Annotated in this window: 14 protein-coding genes and 5 pseudogenes; 8 read left to right on the plus strand and 11 right to left on the minus strand. The window is 54.8% G+C overall.

From position 1 onward, the window contains the following. Positions 1 to 367: 367 nt before the first annotated feature. The 4 genes and pseudogenes from IPJ96_15915 to IPJ96_15930 form a co-directional block, all read right to left on the minus strand. Positions 368 to 1,099: a hypothetical protein gene (locus IPJ96_15915; protein MBK7911796.1), complete on the minus strand. Its 732-nt coding sequence runs from the start codon at positions 1,097 to 1,099 to the stop codon at positions 368 to 370. A 221-nt stretch (positions 1,100 to 1,320) separates the two neighbouring features. Continuing rightward, positions 1,321 to 1,680, minus strand: coding sequence for a hypothetical protein (locus IPJ96_15920; GenBank protein ID MBK7911797.1), 360 nt, complete (start codon positions 1,678 to 1,680; stop codon positions 1,321 to 1,323). A gap of 19 nt (positions 1,681 to 1,699) precedes the next feature. Next, a pseudogene (locus tag IPJ96_15925) lies at positions 1,700 to 2,191 on the minus strand (hypothetical protein). Next, the gene (locus tag IPJ96_15930) at positions 2,098 to 2,391 is read right to left on the minus strand and encodes a hypothetical protein (GenBank protein MBK7911798.1); all 294 of its coding nucleotides are present in this window, start codon (positions 2,389 to 2,391) and stop codon (positions 2,098 to 2,100) included. The pseudogene IPJ96_15925 and the gene IPJ96_15930 overlap by 94 nt, the downstream one beginning before the upstream one ends. Before the next feature lie 127 nt (positions 2,392 to 2,518). On the opposite strand from IPJ96_15930, the pseudogene lysS reads away from it, so the two are divergent. The 4 genes and pseudogenes from lysS to IPJ96_15950 all read left to right on the plus strand — a co-directional run bounded on the left by lysS (position 2,519) and on the right by IPJ96_15950 (position 7,487). Next, a pseudogene (gene lysS, locus IPJ96_15935) lies at positions 2,519 to 4,066 on the plus strand (lysine--tRNA ligase). A 667-nt stretch (positions 4,067 to 4,733) separates the two neighbouring features. Then, positions 4,734 to 5,870, plus strand: a pseudogene (locus IPJ96_15940) (M28 family peptidase). 209 nt (positions 5,871 to 6,079) lie between these two features. After that, positions 6,080 to 6,463 carry a GxxExxY protein gene (locus IPJ96_15945; GenBank protein MBK7911799.1) on the plus strand — a complete coding sequence of 128 codons (384 nt, stop codon included), beginning with the start codon at positions 6,080 to 6,082 and terminating at the stop codon, positions 6,461 to 6,463. Positions 6,464 to 6,491: 28 nt separating this feature from the next. Further along, positions 6,492 to 7,487, plus strand: a complete 996-nt coding sequence (locus IPJ96_15950) for an NAD(P)H-dependent glycerol-3-phosphate dehydrogenase (GenBank protein ID MBK7911800.1) — start codon at positions 6,492 to 6,494, stop codon at positions 7,485 to 7,487. An 83-nt stretch (positions 7,488 to 7,570) separates the two neighbouring features. Here the strand turns inward: IPJ96_15950 and uvrC are convergent. From uvrC to IPJ96_15975, 5 genes and pseudogenes are all read right to left on the minus strand, one after another. Further along, a pseudogene (gene uvrC, locus IPJ96_15955) lies at positions 7,571 to 9,396 on the minus strand (excinuclease ABC subunit UvrC). Positions 9,397 to 9,411: 15 nt separating this feature from the next. Continuing rightward, positions 9,412 to 10,793: pseudogene (locus tag IPJ96_15960) on the minus strand (M20/M25/M40 family metallo-hydrolase). Positions 10,794 to 10,837: 44 nt separating this feature from the next. Next, positions 10,838 to 11,509 (minus strand): lipoprotein signal peptidase, encoded by a 672-nt coding sequence (locus tag IPJ96_15965; GenBank protein ID MBK7911801.1) that lies wholly within the window; start codon positions 11,507 to 11,509, stop codon positions 10,838 to 10,840. A 232-nt stretch (positions 11,510 to 11,741) separates the two neighbouring features. Beyond that, positions 11,742 to 12,548 (minus strand): TraR/DksA family transcriptional regulator, encoded by an 807-nt coding sequence (locus tag IPJ96_15970; protein MBK7911802.1) that lies wholly within the window; start codon positions 12,546 to 12,548, stop codon positions 11,742 to 11,744. Between the two features lie 38 nt (positions 12,549 to 12,586). Then, positions 12,587 to 15,991: an isoleucine--tRNA ligase gene (locus IPJ96_15975; GenBank protein MBK7911803.1), complete on the minus strand. Its 3,405-nt coding sequence runs from the start codon at positions 15,989 to 15,991 to the stop codon at positions 12,587 to 12,589. Positions 15,992 to 16,336: 345 nt separating this feature from the next. Between IPJ96_15975 and IPJ96_15980 the strand changes: the two genes are divergently transcribed. From IPJ96_15980 to IPJ96_15995, 4 genes are all read left to right on the plus strand, one after another. Then, positions 16,337 to 17,725 carry a hypothetical protein gene (locus IPJ96_15980; protein MBK7911804.1) on the plus strand — a complete coding sequence of 463 codons (1,389 nt, stop codon included), beginning with the start codon at positions 16,337 to 16,339 and terminating at the stop codon, positions 17,723 to 17,725. Between the two features lie 84 nt (positions 17,726 to 17,809). Continuing rightward, positions 17,810 to 18,553 (plus strand): hypothetical protein, encoded by a 744-nt coding sequence (locus IPJ96_15985; protein MBK7911805.1) that lies wholly within the window; start codon positions 17,810 to 17,812, stop codon positions 18,551 to 18,553. 90 nt (positions 18,554 to 18,643) lie between these two features. Next, on the plus strand, positions 18,644 to 18,937 hold the full coding sequence (locus IPJ96_15990; GenBank protein MBK7911806.1) for a nucleotidyltransferase family protein: 294 nt from the start codon (positions 18,644 to 18,646) through the stop codon (positions 18,935 to 18,937). After that, the gene (locus IPJ96_15995; GenBank protein ID MBK7911807.1) at positions 18,930 to 19,265 is read left to right on the plus strand and encodes a DUF86 domain-containing protein; all 336 of its coding nucleotides are present in this window, start codon (positions 18,930 to 18,932) and stop codon (positions 19,263 to 19,265) included. The genes IPJ96_15990 and IPJ96_15995 overlap by 8 nt, the downstream gene beginning before the upstream one ends. 36 nt (positions 19,266 to 19,301) lie before the next feature. On the opposite strand, the gene IPJ96_16000 is transcribed toward IPJ96_15995, so the two are convergent. Next, positions 19,302 to 19,892: a hypothetical protein gene (locus IPJ96_16000; GenBank protein ID MBK7911808.1), complete on the minus strand. Its 591-nt coding sequence runs from the start codon at positions 19,890 to 19,892 to the stop codon at positions 19,302 to 19,304. Positions 19,893 to 19,954: 62 nt separating this feature from the next. Further along, the gene (locus IPJ96_16005; GenBank protein MBK7911809.1) at positions 19,955 to 21,061 is read right to left on the minus strand and encodes a hypothetical protein; all 1,107 of its coding nucleotides are present in this window, start codon (positions 21,059 to 21,061) and stop codon (positions 19,955 to 19,957) included. Positions 21,062 to 21,102: the final 41 nt, after the last annotated feature.

The raw sequence follows: 21,102 nt of genomic DNA on the forward strand, positions 1-21,102 counted from the left end.
GCCTTCAGGGCTAATCTGTATCAGTCCTCTATCTCTTTTCAGGGTGCGGTGCCAGTTAGAATCATAGGCATCCAGGCCTATTCAGTAGGTTTTAGCAGCACATCCTGTTCCAGTACAGACAAATAAACCTTAAAACCAAAGTTATGAAAAAAACAGTCTCAGCCGTTGGCATTGACATCTCATCGCAATGGCTGGATGTAGCACTGGTAGGACCCTTCAAATAAACCCCGAGTCTGTTCCGTGAAGAAAAAAGCCAGGAGGAATTGAATCCATGTTTAAACGCCTCGAAAAAGGAGGTGCCAGCGGGATACCTACCTGGTTTTACATGGAATACACCGGCAACTAGGATTGCTTTTTGTGTTGCTCGTTAGGAAAGGGAAGGACTATCGGTAATACCGGCAAGAGAGATCCAACAATCCCTGGGCGTAACCTGATGAAAAAGTGACCGACGGATGCAGAGCGAATCGGCGTTTACGCCTTTGATCCATCTATCAGCAAGCTCCGCCGATTTGTGATCCCTCAAAAATCCATCCTTCAACTCACAGAGCTGATCTCCTACCGCGCCTCGTTGGTGCAGCAACATACCCAGAATGTCAATAGCCTCAAGAGCCGCCCTAAGCTCATCGTTGTGATCGACAATCACCTGGTTATCGAGGATCTGGAACAACACATTCAACGGCTGGAAAAGAGTATTAAGGCAGTAAACGAGGCCATTGAAAAGTGATCGCCCTCCGATCCGGAGCTCAAACAGAATTTCTGATCTGATGCAATCTGTCAAGGAATAGGACTCATTGCCGCAACGATGATGCTCGTTATAACTCAGAACTCTACTCAGTTCGATGATGGTCGAAAGTTCGCCGCGGTTATGCCGGAACGGCGCCTTTTTGAACACTCCTCCGATTAACCAAGGGAAGGACAAGGGCACATCCCAGGCAATAAGCAGATGAAAGCAATCTTGCTCAACGGAGCCAATATGCCACGATCTACGACCCTGAAATAAGGGTCTACTGCCAAAGGGGAAAAAGGCCGAGGGCAAACACCACAAAGTCATCGCAAACGCCGTAGCCTGCAAACTGATCAATCGGGTCTTTGCAGTCATTAAAAAAAAAAAAACATTCGTCCTAACCTACGAGAAAAAATCAATCAAACGTTGCGTAAGTCTTAGAATACACAGAGCTCGATCTCTGTGCTCCTCCGTGCATTCCTCTGTGTCCCCCCGTGGTTCATAGCCTAGACTATCCGACAGTGGTCAGGTAACAGCACGCGGATCCCGCGGATGTTGCGGATTTGCGGATCTATTTTCCGCGAGCTTCCGCCTTATCAGCGGTATCCGCGTTCCATCATGAATAAGGCACTGGCGGAACTATGCCATCGCTCTCCCAGCTTCGCGAGGGAGCCTTTGAGGTGGTTGATGACGTTCACTTCGACGGCGTCGATGGCTTTGCGGTCGGCGAGGTAGCAGGAGACCCAGTCGGTGAGGTGCACCAGGTAGAGCGAACGCTCCAGCATGGAGTCGCCCCGCGACCAGATTTCGCGGATGTGCGGGGTGCGTTGCGCGATGATCTCCTTGTTGATCTCGATGCGCGCCTGAGAACGGTAGTAGTCGGTGCTGTTGCGCAGGATCACGACGGCACACTCTTCGTGTTGTTCGGCCCAGCCCACCAGTTCGTTGTGGTTCATCTCGGGATGATGTGGTGCCAGCAGAGCATCTTGAGTTCTCGTTGATCTGCTGCCGGAAGCGCGTGGCCACGCCGTTGTAACCGTCGACCGCGTAGATCACCGGCAGTTTGCCGAAAAGAAAATCGGTGACTTCCTGCGCCTCCGGACTTGATGGCCGCTTCTTCCATACGCATCCGGTCGATCGAAGCCGGAGCTGCGCGACGAACGCGCCGCTGATGAGTCCTTTCTTATGCAGGATGAAAAGAGCTGCGTGAGCGAATAACCGAGACACGAACGTGGCGGGTTGCCGCCGGGGATAAGGACAAGGTCGAGCCTGTGCTCGCGTGCGCGTTCGGCTACGCTGCCGCCCGAGGTGATGCAACTGATCTGCGCGCCTTCTCCAGCGCGACGTCCATGGCCTGCAGGGTCTCTTCGGTATTACCCGGAATACGACGACACGATCACCAACGTCTCCGGTCCGGTGAAAGCCGGCAGGAAATAATCCTTGTTGACGGTGACGGGTACCGGACATTCGTTCGCGATAATCTCGGACACGATGGTGCCGCCGATACCGGAACCGCCCAGTCCGGTGATGATGACATTGCGGATGGGGCGAATGGGACGGGAAATGCTGGCTTGTTCGCCAATGCGCAGGGCTTCTTCCAACTGCTCGGGAATCGCTGTACGAGATCTTTCATGACTATTAATGGAGTCCGGCGTATACGGCCGCAAAGGTAGGGGGTTACCGATTCCGGGCCGAACGCGCGTTGCGTGGACTTGTTGCAATTTATTGATTCTGTATCGATTAACGTTTTGAGCCATCCGGCCTGAACCGCTATCTTTGCGAAAATTTCGCAGCATGGAATTGCACGAGCAGGAACAGATCCGCCGCCAGAAGTTGGACGAACTCCAAAAACACGGCTACCAGGCCTATCCGGCCGACGCCTGGCCGGGTCACTGTCAGCGCCCGCCAGATCCTCGACGGCTTCGACGCCAACCCCGACGGTTTCAAGGCGAGCTGAGCTATGCCGCCGGATCACGGAGCGTACGCGACATGGGCAAGGCCCTGTTCGCGGTGCTTCAGGACGCCTCCGGACGCATCCAGATCTACGTCCGCCGCGACGACATCTGTCCGGGCGAGGATAAATCGGATTACGATTTCCTGGTGAAGAAGATGCTCGACATCGGCGACATCATCGGGATCAAGGGCTTCGTATTCCGCACGAAGATGGGCGAGATCACCATCCACGCCACCGCCGTCAAGTTGCTTTCAAGTCACTGCGTCCGTTGCCGATCGTGAAGCAGGACGCCGACGGCAATGTGCACGACGCCTTTACCGATCCGGAGCAGCGCTACCGGATGCGGTACGTGGACCTGATCGTGAACCCGCAGGTGCGCGAGACATTTGTGAAGCGTACGCAACTGGTCAACTCGATGCGTTCGTTCCTGAACACCCGCGGCTACCTCGAGGTGGAGACGCCGATCCTGCAACCGCTCTACGGCGGCGCGGCGGCGCGTCCGTTCAAGACGCACCACAACACGCTCGACATGACGCTCTACCTGCGCATCGCGAACGAGTTGTACCTCAAGCGCCTCATCGTGGGCGGCTACGACGGGGTGTACGAGTTCTCGAAGGACTTCCCGGAACGAAGGCATGAGCCTGTTCCACAACCCGGAGTTCACCCAGATGGAACTCTACGTCGCTTACCAGGACTACGAATGGATGATGAACCTGGTGGAAGAGATGGTCGAGAAGATCGCACTCGACCTACACGGCAAGACCGAGGTGCAGGTGGGTGAACACGTGATCAACTTCCAACGGCCCTGGAAGCGTTATACGATGTACGGCGCGATCGCGCACTATACCGGCATCGACATCTCCGGGATGGACGAAGCCGAACTGCGAAAGACGGCGCGGAGCATCGGCATTCATGTGGACGATACGATGGGCCGCGGTAAGCTGATTGACGAGATGTTCGGAGAGAAAGTTGAAGCGCACCTGATCCAGCCGACCTTCATCACCGACTATCCGCTGGAGATGAGTCCGCTCGCGAAGCAGCACCGCTCCAAGCCGGGGCTGGTGGAGCGCTTCGAGGCGATCTGCAACGGCAAGGAGATCTGCAACGCCTTCTCCGAGCTCAACGATCCGCTCGACCAGCGCAAGCGCTTCGAGGACCAGCTCGAACTCGGCAAGCGCGGCGACGAAGAAGCCATGCAGCTCGACGAAGACTTCCTGCGCGCGCTCGAGTTCGGCATGCCGCCTACGGCAGGCCTGGGTATCGGCATCGACCGCCTGAGCATGATCATGACGAACAGTCATTCGATCCAGGACGTGCTCTTCTTCCCGGCCATGCGCCCGGAGAAGAAAGAAGCGCCGGCAGAGGGCGCCGAAGCCGTTTCGAGTTGATTCATCATCAGAAAAAAGTCAAAAGGGCACCGAGCGTGCCCTTTTTTATTCCCGGAAGCCGCTCCCTGCGACAAGGCTTGCGCGTCGATTCCGTATCTTTATGCTGCAATGAAACCGATCCGTTTCCTGACCCTGTTCTTCACCGCCCTCGCCCTGGCGGCGAACTTTTCCTGTTCCACCGTTTCCAAGACACCGCTCACCGAAGCGCAACTGGAAACGAAGCTGCGGGAACATATCAGCACACTCGCCAGCGACGCGTACGAGGGACGTGAAGCCGGCAGCGCCGGGGAAATCAAAGCGCGCGATTACATCGTGAAGTCGTTCAAGTCGGCGGGCCTGAAACCGAAAGGCGAGAAAGGCTTCCTGCAGCCGTTCACCTTCACCGCCGGCGCGACCTTCGGTCCGGGCACGCAGTTGTACGTGAACAACTACAGCTTCAAGGTCAACGACGACTTCCACGCCGCTCCCTACTCCGGCAACGGCGTCATCACCGGCTATGTGGCCCGGCTGGGCTACGGGATCGACGACAACAAACTCGGTCGTGAAGATTACAAAGGGAAGCTCAACATCGCCAAGAAGATCTTCGTGATGGAATCGGGTACGCCGGACGGCGCGAACCCGCACGGTAAGTTCGGCGAGTGGTCCGACTTGCGGAAGAAACCTCGACATCGCGATCCAGCGCGGGGCCACGGCCGTGATCTTCATCAACAGCGACACGGCACAGGCGGATCCAAAAGCCGACTTCGATCACCGCATCTCGCCGGTGAGCATTCCTGTACTGTTCGCGAAGGGCAAGGCAGCGGAACTGTTGCGCGACAGCATCGTGACGAACTGTACGGTCGGAGCCGAGGTGATCAAAGTGACGAAGGACGCTTATAATGTCTGCGGCTACATCGACAACGGCGCTGCCACGACGGTGGTGATCGGCGCGCACTACGATCACCTGGGTTACGGGCACGAAGGCTCGCTTTACCGGGGTGAGCCGGCGATCCACAACGGCGCCGACGACAACGCGTCGGGGACGGCCGCCCTGATCGAGCTCGGCCGCGACCGCGCATCCGCGGGCCGAAGCACAACAACTACCTGCTATTGGCCTTTCCGGAGAAGAAAAGGGCCTGCTCGGTTCGAATTACTACGTGAAGCACCCGACGGTGGATCTCACGAAGGTGAACTACATGCTGAACATGGACATGGTCGGTCGCCTGAAAAAGGACGAGCCGGTGCTGATCCTGAGCGGCACGGGCACGAGTCCGCGCTGGAAAACGCTGGTCGATTCGATCGAAACGGACCAGGTCGAGATCAAGGCGACGGAATCGGGTGTGGGGCCGAGCGATCATACGTCGTTCTATCTGCAGAATATTCCGGTGCTGCACTTTTCAGCGGCACGCATGCCGATTACCACAAACCGAGCGACGACGAAGACAAGATCAATTACCCGGGCGCACTGACGATCATCGGGATGATCCGCAAGACGATCGCGCTGGCGGACGGTTCGGGGAAGCTGGTGTTCACCAAGACGAAGGACGAGTCGAACGAGGATGCGCCGAAATTCAAAGTGACCCTGGGTGTGGTGCCCGACTACGCGTTCGACGGCGAGGGCATGCGCATCGATGGCGTAAGTGACGGCAAGCCGGCGCAAAAAGCGGGGCTACTGGCCGGCGACGTAGTGGTCCAGATCGGCGACTACAAAGTGGTGGACATGATGTCCTACATGAAAGCCCTCGGCAAATTCACCAAAGGCGAAACCACCACCGTAAAAGTCAAACGCGGTGCGGAGATGTTGGAGAAATCGATTACGTTTTGAGATTTCGCGCTTCGTATAAAAGGAGCACAGAGTCACGCAGAGGGCACACAGAGTTTCGCAGAGATTTGAATTCTGCTCTGTGCTACTCTGTGTTTCCTCTGTGATTCTCTGTGTTACAAAAAAGAACATCGGACGGCTCAGTGACGGTTAGATGATTTCTCCGCATATAAGCGGTTGTAGAAATCCACCTCATGACGGAATTTTCCGGCATGAGCCATGCAAACATCAACGACCTTACGCGCATTGTTATCGGATGCGCCATGAAAGTGCATCAAAAGCTAGGTCCGGGCCTGCTTGAATCAGCTTACAAGGAATGTACCGCTTACGAATTGATCAAGCTGGGGCTATGCATTCGAAAAGAACATCCTGTTCCGCTCATTTACGAGAAGATCAAACTGGAGTGCGGCTATCGGGCTGATCTGATCGTTGAAAATCGATTGCTTTTGGAATTGAAGTGTGTGGACCTGATTACGGATATTCACCGTGCGCAGGTGCTCACCTATCTCAAACTCACAGGCTTGAATCTTGGTTTATTAATCAATTTCAATGTACTACATTTGAAAGAAGGAATTTGCAGGATCATTCTGACCTGATCCGAGACTAATCAATCAGCACATTTAAATGGAGAATCAATCCATTTCAGTCATAGGTGGTGGCAGTTGGGCAACGGCCATCGTCAAGATACTTTCCAATAATGTCGACAAAATTACCTGGTGGGTAAGAAGTAAAGAGACGGCAGAATTTATCTCCAAGTACAGACATAATCCCAACTACTTATCCGATGTTGAATTCGATCTTGGGAAGATCCGGATCACAACCGATATCCGGGAGGCGATTCGGGAATCCAAGACCATTATTTTGGCAGTTCCATCAGCTTTCCTAAAAGACTCGCTGGCAGGGATCAAGTCGGATGATTTTCATGGCCGTTCCGTATTCTCCGCTATCAAAGGGATCATTCCGGATGACCTACTAGTCGTTGGCGACTTCTTACACAAACAATTCGACGTTCCGATACAAAACATAGGTGTTATTACTGGTCCATGTCATGCCGAAGAAGTAGCCATGGAACGTCTCTCCTATCTCACCATAGCGAGTCCTGACACGAATACTGCTGATTCATTGGCCCGCCAAATGGCTTGTCGGTACATCAAGACCACCGTGAGCGACGATATTTATGGTACAGAATATTCCGCCGTCTTGAAAAACGTATTTGCCATAGCCGGCGGTATTTGCCATGGGCTGGGCTATGGAGACAACTACCTCGCAGTACTTATTTCTAACGCCATTCAGGAGATCAAGCGATTTGTAGACGCAGTGCATCCGATCGGTCGCGACATCAACGACTCGGCATATCTCGGCGACCTGTTGGTAACGGCTTACTCATCCTTCTCTCGTAACCGCATGTTCGGCACCATGATCGGAAAGGGCTATTCCGTTAAATTCGCACAATTGGAAATGAACATGGTTGCGGAAGGCTATTATGCGACCAAGTGTATTCATGAGCTGAATAAACAGTACAACGTCCATATGCCGATCACAAGCTCGGTATACCGGATACTATACGAGAAGATGTCGCCCCGCATGGAGATCAAACTCCTTTCCGATCAACTGAAATAAAGTCGTTGCAGTAAACATGCAGAGCACATTTCGATCTCTGAGAAACTCTGTGTTACCTCTGCGATACTCTGTGTCACGAGATCCTACGAAACCCCTTCCGTCCGGTTGCTGCCAGATTCCAAATGCTCCTTCACCCGAATCGCTTTCGCTTCGCCGATGAGGGCGGCGAGGGCTTCGAGGGAGGCTTCTTTGATGCGTTGGACGGAACGGAACTCGCGTAGCAGTTCTTCCGCCGTACGTGGACCGATGCCGGGGATCTCTTCCAGCTCCGTCTTGATCACACCCTTGCTCCTCCGCTTGCGATGATGCGTGATCCCGAAGCGGTGCACCTCGTCGCGCAATTGCTGGATGATCCGCAGCGTTTCGCTCTTCTTGTCGATGTACAACGGCAGCGGATCGTCCGGGTAGTAGAGCTCCTCCAGGCGCTTCGCGATTCCGATCACCGCGATCTTTCCCCGTAAGCCGAGTTTTCCAGGCTGCTGACCGCCGCGCTCAACTGCCCCTTGCCTCCGTCGATCACGATCAGTTGCGGCAGCGGCAGCGCCTCGTCGAGCATCCGCTTATACCGCCGGTGGATCACCTCCTCCATCGACGCGAAATCGTCGGGACCCTCGACGGTCTTGATGTTGAAATGCCGGTAGTCCTTCTTCGACGGCTTGCCGTCCCGGAAGACCGACATCGCCGCTACGGGATAGGCGCCCTGGAAATTGGAATTGTCGAAACACTCGATGTGCTTCGGCAACTCGGTGAGCCGCAGGTCTTTTTTCATCTGCTCCATCAGGCGTAGCGTGCGGTTCTCGGGATGCTGCTTTTCTTCCTGCAACCGCTTTTCGCGGATGTAATTCCGCACGTTGCTCTCCGACAGGCTGAGCAAGTGCTTCTTGTCGCCGATCTTCGGGATGGTGAACGAAATGCCGGGCCATTCGACTTCCGGCGCGAAGGGTACGATGATCTCCTCCGCGTCGCTGAAGAAGCGCGAGCGCAACTCGCCCATGGCAAGCTCCAACAACTCCTCCGGCGTTTCTTCCAGCTTCTTTTTCAATTCCACCGTATGCCCCTGGATGATCGCGCCGTTCATGACACGCAGGAAATTCACATAAGCGGAATCCTCCTCGATCACGAGGGAGAACACATCCACGTTGTGAATCGACGGATTCACGACCACCGATTTCCGCTGGAACTTTTCGAGTGATTCCAGTTTCTCTTTGACCGATTGTGCTTCTTCAAAGCGATACTCGGCCGCGTAGGTCTGCATCAATTCGCGCAGGTGACCGATGACCGTCTGGATGTTTCCTTTGAGGATCTGCCGGATCTCTTTCACCGATTGATCGTACTCTCCCTGTGATTGAAATCCTTCACAAGGTCCCTTGCAATTACCGATCTGGTATTCGAGGCAGACACGGAATTTTTTCTTCGTGATATTCTCCTCCGACAACACCAGGCTGCACGTCCGCAGCTTGTACAACTTGTTGATCAGCTCCAGCAACGTATTGATCAAACGGCCGGAAGCATACGGTCCGAAATATTCGGAACCGTCACGGATCATCTTGCGAGTCGAAAAGACGCGCGGGAAACGCTCGTTGCGGATGCAGATCCACGGATAGGTCTTGTCGTCCTTCAGACTGACGTTGTACCGCGGCTGGTGCTTCTTGATGAGGTTGTTCTCCAGCAAGAGCGCGTCCATCTCCGTATCCACGACGATGGTGCGGATGTCGGCCACCTTGCGCACCATGATGGACGTCTTACCCGAGACGTGCCGGTCCTTTTGGAAATAACTGCTGACCCGCTTCTTCAACGACTTGGCCTTGCCCACATAGAGCAGCTTGTCCTCCTTGTCGTAGAACTGGTAAACGCCCGGCGAGTCGGGTAGCGCCGACAACAGGGTCTGGATGTGTTCTTCGGAAGCCATGTGCGCTTCGCGCGGTCAGAAACCGTTTTCGCTCACGAGGTAAAGCAAGGAACCCATGGCAGCGGCTCCCAGCAAGAGTTCGCGCTTGTTCACTTTGTCGAACGTGTCGGAGCCGGCATGATGATAATCGAAGTAGCGTTGGGAGTCGACCACCAGGCCTACCAAGGGTACTTTCAACGAAGGCTTCAGGGGAGAAATGTCGGCGCCACCGTGCTCTTCTTCGAAGTTCCAGACATTGTAAGGACGAAACAACTCACGGTACTTCCGGATGGAAGGTTTTTGTCTTCGGGCATATCCAGTCCGAATCCATACGGGGTGAATCCGCCTGCATCGCTTTCGATGGCCATCACATGCTTTTCCCGGCTGTTGGTCGATGCCCAGGCCGCGTAACCTCTACCGCCACGAAGACCGTTCTCTTCGTTCATGAACGCGATCGCGCGGATGGTGCGCTTCGGTCGAAGTTTCAAGGCCTTGAACGTACGCAGGATCTCGACGGATTGCATCACGCCGGCGCCATCATCGTGCGCGCCGTCGCCGGTATCCCAGGAATCGAGGTGACCACCGACGACCATCACTTCATCCGGCAGCTCGCGACCGCGGATCTCCCCGATGACGTTGTGAGAAAGTACACTGTCGAGGAGCTGGCAGTCCATGCGCAGCAAGAATCGAGCACCCGGATCTGCGCGAAGGATATTGCTGAGCAGGTTGGCGCCATTCGTACTGATGGCGGCACAGGGGATCTTCGGCAATGAGTCATTATAACCCATGGCTCCGGTATGCGGGAAATCATCTTGTGCCAGGGTCATGGAGCGAACGATGGAAGCGATGGCACCGTAACGGGCCGCTTCACTCGGACCCGACCAACGGTACTTGCCCGCTTCGCCGTATGCTTCAAACGTGTTGATGAAGGTGGGATCAAAGGGGTGGTTGTAGAAGACGATCTTGCCTTCGATCTTTTCGCGTCCCAGGGTTTTGAGTTCGTCGAAGTCGTGCACCTCCACGACATTGCCGCTGATCCCTTCTTTCGGTGTCGCGACGGAGCCACCGAGTGCGCAGACCGGAACTTCCTGCGAATCGCCTGTACGCGCGATGATGCGTCCGCTTTCTTTAGCGCCCCGCACCCAGTGCGGCACCCATACCTCCTGCAACCAAACCGTATCGGCGCCGGCTTCGAGCATGGCCTTCCGGGTGTATTCAACGGCCTGTTGCGCCTCCGGCGATCCGCTAAGTCGTCCACCGATATCATTCGACAACACGCGCAGCCAGTCGTAGGCCTTGCCGTTCGAGAGCATTTCGGAGTAGATGGACCGGACGGTCGCGCTGTCGCTCCGAGCTTGTGCTTGCAGGGAAGTCGTGAAAAAGAGGGACAGTACCAGGAGGGAAATCGATCGCTTCATAGGAAGCAACAAGATACTGAATCCGAAAAAAAGGATCGGGAAAATCAGGAAAGTCCGGAGGAGGCGTCAGTGGCGCCCGGAGCATCGGTCTCCGTCTTTTGCGCGTGATCGCCTTCGTGGAAGCGCTTCTGGAACAGGATGTACAGGATCACGCCGATCGAGATCGAAGCGTCGGCGATGTTGAACACCGGTCGGAAGAACAGGAACGTCTCACCGCCCCAGATCGGTAACCAATCCGGAAAGCGTCCCGAGACCAGCGGGAAATACAGCATGTCCACCACCCGTCCCTGCAGGAAGCCGGCATACCCGCCGTCGGGCGGCAGAAAACGCGCGATCCCGTCGGTGCTGTCGTTGAAGATCATCCCGTAGAAGGCGCTGTCGATGATGTTGCCGACCGCCCCGGCGAAGATCAATGCAAAGCAAACCATCAGGCCGGGATGTGCGCGGTGCCGGGCCAGGTGGACGATGTACCAGCCGATCGCGATGCACGCGAGAATCCGGAAGGCACTCAGGAGGAACTTACCTGCCATGCCTCCGAACTCCAGTCCGAACGCCATGCCATAGTTCTCCGTGAAATGAATGTAGAACCAATGGCCGAAGACCCGGTGCTCTTCGCCGAGATACATCGTCGTCTTCACCCAGAACTTCACCACCTGGTCGATGAGCAGGACCAGGAAGATGATGATACCGGCGAGGCGGAGACGAGTGGTTGGGATGGAGGGCAAGGCGAGGGAGGGTTGGTTGCGAGGAGCGTGTCCGAGACCGAGGAAGGTTAGTTACGAGGGACGTGAGCGAGACCGAGGGAGGGTTAGTTGAGAGGAATTAGGCGGTACGTGGGATGTATGAGCGTTTTCCTCGGTCTCGGTCACGCTCCTCGCATCTACATTTCATGAAAACGCCAGACCGAATCTAACCGATTCTGTCTGGCGTTATGCTGGATCTTCGTGCTCAGTCGCGGTATTGATTGAGCTTTGCTTCGATGCTTTGGGTCGTGTGCGGAACGGCGCGGAGGCGCTCTTTGGGAATGAGTTTTCCGGTTACACGGCAGATGCCGTAGGTCTTGTTCTCGATGCGGATGAGCGCGTTCTCGAGCTGCTCGATGAACTTCTTCTGACGACCGGCCAACTGTCCGGCCTCTTCTTTCGCGAGACTCTCGGAACCGTCTTCCAGCATCTTGAACGTACTGGCGGTATCGTCGGTGCCGTGTTCATTCGCAGCCGTGAGCTGTGCCTGCAGCACATTCAGTTCATGGCGCGCTTCTTCGAGCTTCTTCACGATGATCTGACGGAATTCCTCCAGTTCCTTATCCGAGTAGCGCGTCTTGCCGGGATCTTCCTCCTTCGCCGGTGTCGCGGTCCGCGCCAGCGGAGTTTTGCTGATCGGCGGAATGGGTTTGGGTGCAGGATTGGCTGCCTTATAGGTAGGTGCAGGTGCCGCAGGACGCGGAGCCGATGCTGCCGGTTTCGCAGGAGCGGGAGCCGGTTTCGGTTTGGCTACGACGGCCGGTTTCACCGGGGCTTTCGCAACGACAACTTTCTTGGCTGCTTTTGCTGCGGGCTTGGCGACCTTTTTCGGGGCTGCCTTCGGAGCGACTTTCTTCGCGACCGGTTTCTTCGCCGCGGGCTTCTTGGGGGCCGGTTTCGCTTTCGGCTTCGCCTTGGCGGCGGGCTTCTTGGCAGCAGGTTTTTTCGCAGCCGGCTTTGCTTTCGCTTTAGCAGCGGGTTTGGCCTTCTTCGGACTTGTCTTCTTGCTCATGGCAACCTATCAATTAAATTATAAGAAGTTAGGGAGGATCAGTTGACCTGGCCCGGCGTGTGCCGGCGGATTTGTACGCGGGTCTGGATGTTATCGTCGACTTCCACCTCGTCGGCGTTGTCGCCTTCGAGGCGATCCACCAGGTCGAGGGAGGCGGCCAAAATTTCGGCGCAAATATAGTCTTTATTGTTCAGCAGCGACGGCCGGATGGCCGCGTGGTTCTGGACTTTCAGCTCAATCCGGTCGGTTACTTCGTAGCCCTTGTCTTTCCGTAGATTCTGCACCCGGTTGATGAATTCCCGGGCAATTCCTTCCTCGCGCAATTCCTCGTTCAGGGTCGTGTCCAGGGCCACCGTCAGTCGGCCTTCACTGGCCACCTGCCAGCCCGGGATGTCCTCCGACAGGATTTCCACGTCTTCGGGGGAAAGCGTGACGGTCTGTCCCTGCACCTTCAGTTCGAACGATTTCTCACTTTCCATGCGCAGGATGTCGGCCTGGTTCATTGCTCCGATCGCTACGGCCGTGTCTTTCATCAGTCCGCCGACTTTCTTACCCAACACCTTGAAGTTGGGACGAATCTTTTTCACCAGTACGCCCGCCGTATCGGTGATGTATTCGATGTTCTTCACGTTCACTTCTGCGAGTACCAGGGGACGTACCGATTCGAGCGTTGCTCGAAAACGCTCGTCCTCCGCCGGGATCATGATGCGCGCCAGCGGCTGGCGGACCCGGATGTTCACCTTCTTGCGCAAGGACAACACCATCGACGACAACTGCTGCGCGAGTTCCATACGTTCTTCCAGCGCTTTGTCGATGAACTTATCATCCGACTGCGGGAAGAGGGCGAGGTGTACGGAAGCGACATCGTGCCGGCCCGTCACCGCGTTGAGGTCGCGGAAAAGCCGGTCGGCGTAGAACGGCGCCACCGGCGACATCAGGACAGCAACGGTTTCCAGACAAGTATAAAGCGTCTGATAGGCCGCGATCTTGTCGGTGGTGTAATCACCTTTCCAGAAACGACGACGACTGAGCCGAACGTACCAGTTACTGAGGTGCTCGCTGACGAAATCGGCGATAGCGCGGCAGGCACGGGTGGGTTCGTATTCGGCGTAGCTCGCATCCACCGTACGGACCAGCGTATGCAGTTCGGAGAGGATCCAGCGGTCCAGTTCGGTGCGTTCCGCGACCGGCACCTCCGCTTCGTTGAAGCGGAAGCCGTCGATGTTCGCGTAGAGCGCGAAGAAGGCGTAGGTGTTGTGCAGCGTGCCGAAGAACTTTCGCTGCACTTCGGCGATGCCGTCGACGTTGAACTTGAGATTCTCCCAGGGCGCGGCGTTGCTGATCATGTACCAGCGCGTGGCGTCGGGTCCGTATTGCTTCAGCGTCTCGAACGGATCAACCGCGTTGCCGAGACGTTTCGACATCTTGTTGCCGTTCTTGTCGAGCACAAGACCGTTGCTCACCACATTGCGAAAAGCGACGGAGTCGAACAACATGACGGCGATGGCATGCAAGGTAAAGAACCAGCCGCGGGTCTGGTCAACGCCTTCGGCGATGAAGTCGGCCGGGAAGGCTGGGGTGTCCTTTGTGAAGGGAGCGGTAGCGGGATCGCCCATCCAATGGAACTGGGCGTAGGGCATCGCGCCTGAATCGAACCAGACGTCGATGAGGTCCGCTTCGCGGAACATCTTCTTTCCCGTCGGGGAGACCAGTACGATGTTGTCGACGTACGGACGGTGCAGGTCGAAGTCGGGTTGCGCCGGATCAATGTGTTCGAGGTGCTTCGCGTCCATGAAACCCGCGGCGATGGACTTCTTCATCTCCTCGCGGAGTTGTTCGATCGAGCCGATGCACAGTTCTTCCTGCGCGTCTTCGCTGCGCCAGATCGGCAGCGGAATGCCCCAGTAACGGGAACGTGAAAGGTTCCAGTCGACCAGGTTCTCGAGCCAGTTACCGAAGCGGCCGGTGCCGGTCGATTCGGGTTTCCAGTTGATGGTGGTATTCAATTCGGCCATCCGGTCTTTCAAGGCGGTGGTCCGGATGAACCAGGAGTCCAGCGGATAATACAGTACGGGCTTATCGGTACGCCAGCAATGCGGGTAGTTGTGCTCGTAGCGTTCCGACTTGAAGGCCTTGCCTTCTTTCTTCAGTTTGATGACGATGCGGTCGTCGACGCTGAGGTATTTTTCGCCACCCTGCTTCTTGCGTTCGGCTTCTTTCTCTTCTTCGTTGTAGTACTGCTCTTTCACGTACTCGCCGGCGAAGTCGGTGACCTCGCCAATGAAGCGACCCTGCTTGTCGACCAGCGTGAGCGAGCCCACACCATTCTGCTTCGCGACGCGGAAGTCGTCGGCGCCAAAGCTCGGTGCGATGTGCACGATACCGGTGCCGTCTTCCGTGGTGACGAAATCGCCCAGCACTACGCGGAACGCGTCGCCGTCGGTCGGTTGGGCATAGGGCAATAGCTGCTCGTAGCGGATGCCGTCGAGCGATTTGCCATTCGTCTCGCCCAATACTCGGAACGGAATCGCTTTGTCGCCCGATTTGTAATCGTCGAATGAGAGTTCGGCGTTCTTCTCCGGGAAGTATTTTCCCAACAGGTCCTTGGCCAGAACGACGGTTACTTTCTCGTGCGTGTACTGATTGTACGTAGCAACTGCAACGTAAACGATCTTGGCACCTACGGCCAGTGCGGTGTTGGAGGGAAGCGTCCAGGGAGTGGTCGTCCAGGCGAGGAAGGCGGTTTTTCCCTCAGCAGCCGACAAACCGAACGCCTTGGCAATCGCATCACCCGGCACCTGGAACATCGCCACAGCCGACGTATCCTTCACATTCTTGTAAGTGCCCGGCTGGTTGAGCTCGTGGGAGCTCAGGCCGGTGCCGGCGGCGGGCGAATAGGGCTGGATGGTGTAGCCTTTGTAGAGCAGATCTTTTTTATAGAACTGCGACAAGAGGTACCAGCACGTCTCGATGTATTCGTTCTCGAAGGTGATGTACGGATGGTCGAGGTCCACCCAGTAGCCCATCTGCTTCGTGAGGTCGTCCCACACGTCCTTGTACTTCATCACCTCGCGGCGACAAGCTTTGTTGTAGTCTTCGATGGAGATCGTCTTCCCGATATCGTCCTTTCGGATGCCGAGCGTTTTTTCGACGCTCAGTTCGATGGGCAGACCGTGGGTATCCCAACCGCCTTTGCGCTTTACCTGGAAACCTTTGAGCGTACGATACCGGCAAAAAATGTCCTTGATGGCACGGGCCATGACGTGATGGATACCGGGCAGGCCATTCGCCGAAGGCGGGCCTTCATAAAAGGTGAAGGCGGGACGCCCCTCGCGGCTGCTGACGCTTTGCTCAAACGTCTGCTCGCGCTCCCAGGTCTCAAGCATCTCCCTGGCGATGCCGGGCAGGTCTAGGTTGCGGTATTCCGGGTAATTGGTCGACATAAATAAAGGCCGCAAAGGTACGGAATTCCGGGGGTAACAAGAAGGGGTAAACAGGCTGATTTTTAGGGTTTTGCGAATGGTTCGGTCAAGCGATGGAGTATAGGGCCTGAAAATGCCGTTTTCTCAATAAAAATGGCGATTTCGGAATACCATCATCAAGTCGATGAGTTGGATGTTTTATACTATCAATAATTGCTTTAAATAAATATTAATTGGAGTTTTTGAGAATTTTAGCTTATTAATGATGCTATATTTTTACTCTACTAATTACCTCACTATAAAGGTTAAATCGCCCGTAAATGCCCGATCCCTTTTGTACCTTTTTCAAGATTTAAACTCCTCCCCATGCGACACGTTCTTCTCTCCTGCCTTTGCTTTTTACTCTTGCAGCCCACCGCCTATACCCAGCATCTTTGGGGTTGTTATTCGATCGGTGGCACTTATGGTGCCGGCACATTTTTCCGGATGGACCTGGGTGGCGGAAACCTGACCCGCTATTTCAACTGTGGAGTAGGCGATAGCGGTTCCCCACAGACGACTTTTCTGCCCCAGCCCGGTAACTTCTATTACGGCATGACGGTCTCGGGTGGCCAATATGTGCGCGGCGACATTTACCGGTTCGATGTCTCGAGTCTGCAATACACCAGCCTGTTCAGTATGGATACGGCTTCGGGCTATTATCCGCGCGGTCCGCTTTACAAGGCCGGCGACGGCAACCTGTACGGCCTGACGAGCAATGGAGGCGCGAATGGTCTCGGTGTGTTGTTCCGGTTCGATCCATCGACGAATGTTTACACCAAACTCCATGAGTTCGATGGACCGACAGGACAATACCCGGACGGCGGCGTAGTGCAGGCTGCTAACGGGAAGATCTACGGCATGACCACCACGGGCGGCAGTGCCGGCGGCGGCGGTGTGATCTTTTCCTGGGATCCCGCCACTTCGACCTATCTCGTCGAATATAGTTTCTCCTTCTCCGACGGGTTTACGCCGTTTGGAACATTGACCGAATACAACGGCTACCTCTGGGGACTAACCTTCGGCGGCGGCGCAACCGGGAACGGGACCCTCTTCCGCTTTGATCCTTCCACCTCCACGCATTTGTTGAAATATTCGTTCGACGGAACAAACGGTTCGGCTCCTCAGGGAAATCTCACCCTTGGCGCGAACGGCATACTTTATAGCGCCGCTTCGCAAGGCGGCACCGACAGCTACGGCGTGCTGTTCTCCTTCGATACGAACAACGACCAATACACCTTGCTGCACGATTTCGATCCGCTCGAAGGATCGCGGCCACGCGGGCAGCTTTGCTATGCTTCCGACGGTAAGGTGTACGGCACCTGCTTCAACGGAGGCGCGAACAGTTTTGGCTCCATTTATTCTTACGATCCTGTCACAAATACCTATGCTACCATCGACGACGGCGATTTCACCGATGGCGGGACGCCGTATGCCGGGTTGATCGAGTATGCATTCACCATCGGCATCGAAGAAACCGACCCGAACGTGGTCCGGTTTTTCCCGAACCCCGCGAGCAGGAAGATCAACTATGCTGTTGAAACAGGAGCCTTGCCCGACCAGATACGGGTGTACGATCCCCTCGGGCGTCTTTATTCAACCCTGGTGCCTGTGACCAACACCGGCATGCTCGAACTTGAACCCGGTTGTTACACGCTCCTGATCGATTGGACGGATCGCCGAAGCAGTCAGCGCCTGGTGGTGACCGGAGAGTGAATACGTCAGGATGATAAAATAGGACATGCATCGTTGTCCTTGAATTGGGATGCTTGTACCTTCGCCACGTTTTTAACGATCAAGATGAAGTACCTGCTGACCATCCTCACAACAATTTTCTTTTTAGAGAATACGGCTCAATCGGCCGACCGCTTTTATTTCCAATGGGGCTGGAATAAAGAAACCTATTCCAAGAGTACCATCCATTTCACCAATGGCGACGAGTATGACCTCTATTGGGAAAAAGCGAAGGCGCACGATAAACCCGACTTCAATTATATTCTCAGTCCGCAGATCACGATTCCACAATTCAGTTTTCGACTGGGTGTACGGATAAAAGACAAGTGGTTCGTTGAATTGAATCACGACCATGCCAAGTATGTGGTGGAACGCAACCAGATCGTGCGCATGTACGGGACACGGAACGGCCAGATGGTCGATGAGAACGTCGAATTGCGCTGGAGCGAGTTCAACTTCGAACATACCAATGGTGCCAACTTCTGGATGCTCATGGCCGCGCGTGAATTCGACTCACTCTTCGCTTCTCCGAAATTCGGCGCGTTCGCAAAGGCCGGCGGCGGCCTGCTTTATCCCCGGACGGATGTGACGCTGTTCGGGAAACGGTTTAACAACAATTTCCACGTAGCCGGTTACCTGGTGGGTGTTGAGGGCAGCTTCCGCTATTATCCGTTCCGGCATTTCTATCTGGATCTCAGTGGCAAAACAGGTTATGCCAATTATACCAACGCCTTAACGGTGGAAGGCGGAAAGGCGCAACACTCCTTCGTTTTCCTGGAAGGGATCTTTAGCCTGGGTGTGCGCATTTGAAAGGGGCGACAGTGGTTTAATGATTTCGTTCCTTAAATTGCGATTGATGCAATTTTTCGCCTGATCGCATTTTGTCATTATATTTGATTTATGTCAGCACAGTTGAATCTCGTCAAGACTGCATTGATTGCCATGAAAGCTGAATTGGCAGCAAAATTTCATGTCAATTCGATTGGTTTATTTGGTTCTATCGTGCGTGACGATTTTACATCCACCAGCGATATCGATATTATCGTTGAATTCAGCCAACCCATTGGAATTGAGTTCGTCGAACTGGCAGACCTTTTTGAACAGAAACTCAACCGGCATGTTGACCTCGTCTCACGAAACGGGATTAAAGACCGGTATTTTAAAGCCATTGAAGCGGAGATTGTGTATGTCTAAGCGACGACCCGAGCTTCTGATCGATGATATTCTGGAAAGCTGCTCCAAGATTCTGGCTTATACAGACGGTCTTACATACGAAGACTTCTGCAAGGACAACAAAACGATAGATGCGGTAATTAGAAACTTTGAAATAATAGGAGAAGCTACGGGCCGTCTACCAGAGGTATTCAAAGACCAACACACCGAAATAGATTGGCACAAGATCCGGGGATTTAGAAACAGGATCGTTCATGATTATTTCGGAATTGATTATTCGATCGTTTGGGAAATTCGAAGCCATTACCTTCCTGCTTTGACAGAAAAATTGAAATCCATAAGGGGTTAATGCTTCTTATACTATATTCTTTCCTCTCACGGACATTCACGGTTTGGTAAATTCCGCCACCCGGTCGCCAAAAAGATATTTGTTGCTGAACCGCAGGGATTGACCTTCCAGACTTACTGCTACCCGGTCGAACACCACTTCACCGAGGCTGGGATTGAGCGTGAATTCGAAATAGTTGGAAGGGTCGTTGGAGCAATCGATGATGGTAGGTTCGTCCGGGAACACAGCGTGTATCAATTCGATCCGCTCTATCCCATCTGCATTGAACCGGACAATGCCGTCGATACCGCTTTCTTCGATCATTGAATCCCGATCTGTGAAGGCAAAGCAGACGACGGATTGTTGGAGGTACGTATACTTATCGGAGATCTTGATCACCATTCCAGGTCCACCTTCCCGTGCGCTTTTCCTGAGCTTGAAATCCTGCCCTTTCTTCTTGCTTCCCTGGAGCACGACCGTTCCAGAGTCCAGCGACCAGGTACCGGAGGCCTGACGGTCGGAGGCTCCGTAAGTGTAGAAGAACTCAAACGTGTGATCCGCGCTGAGCCGTAATCCGGAGGCAACCTCACGAAAGCCGTGGAGGGAATAGTCGCCGGCAATGTCTTGGGCCGATAGCAAATAAGGCATGGTTACAGCCAACAGAAGTAGTAAACGGATTACGCGACTGCGCAAGGCTTCAGCATTCATACTCAGTCCACAACGCATATGCGCGTAGCGAAGAAGGATCCGCCGGCAGTTGATAACTGAAGTTGATAGATCCCGGCAGGAAGACCGCGCGGCGACCATTGCCAGGTATGCCGCCCGGCGACCTCATAGCTGATAACCGGATCGATCACACGCTCACCGAGTTGATTGAACAGCTCGTAACGGACCTCTCCCGTGATGGATAAATCGTAAGCGACTTCGGTACGACCAAAACGCGTAACGGGATTGGGAGCCAGGGTGGCACTCAAAGCAGCAGGCGAAGGTGTGTTCAGGTTGGTCGATAACATCCAGTCGCGCAACCGAACCGTTTCCGCGTTGAGGATCTCCTTTTGATTGAGCGACGTATCGCCATCGTAGGTAACGATCGCGACCAGGTGCAACTGGTCCAGGTTCCAGGAAGGATCAGGGATGAAACTGAAATCGGACGAATACGTGATTCCGGCCACTGCTACTGGCGGCAGCCCGCCGGTCACGCCCCACGGACCGCCAAGACAACGGCGAATGGCTTCGTTGTGGTACCAGTTCACCAGCGGATTATTGCCGTTCTGGATCGTCGAATAATAATTATGCTGTTCCAGCGATCCAACAGCCGGAATGCTGTCTTCTTTGATGATGACATTCACGCGCAAGGAGGCGCCCGGTGTGGGAGCCGCCGAAAAATTCGCATCGACGGTAAAATGGTAGGCTGCCCCATCAAATGACAGATCCCGCATGCCCACGGAGACAATGGCCGGGGTGTTGTAGCGGTTCAGGAAACGGGTACGAAACGAAAGATGCGACAGGATGATCCGGGATGCTCCGGTAAACTTGTAACGATCCACTGCTCCACCGGGATAGCTCGACACCCCGAAGAGGGTTTTGACCGGCGTCCATTCGGGGATCTCCAGATCGTCCCATTCGTGCCAGGCCAGGCCGATCGTATTATCGGGATAATCATGCTCGATCTCTTCTATTTTGATCGCCGCATCAGGGCACGCTCCGCACCAGGCGCCGGTGAATTCTTCGATGACGACCCGGCGGGTGGTTTGGGCGGAAGCAAACGCTACCAAGAGCAGGCAGGTCAACAGAAACAAAGTACTGAACGACTTCATGCGATAAATGCTGTATCCAAATATAGGAATTCAGTCGATCC

This window comes from Bacteroidota bacterium (assembly GCA_016713765.1).
In the GTDB taxonomy this organism is placed as follows: domain Bacteria; phylum Bacteroidota; class Bacteroidia; order AKYH767-A; family 2013-40CM-41-45; genus Pollutiaquabacter; species Pollutiaquabacter aromativorans.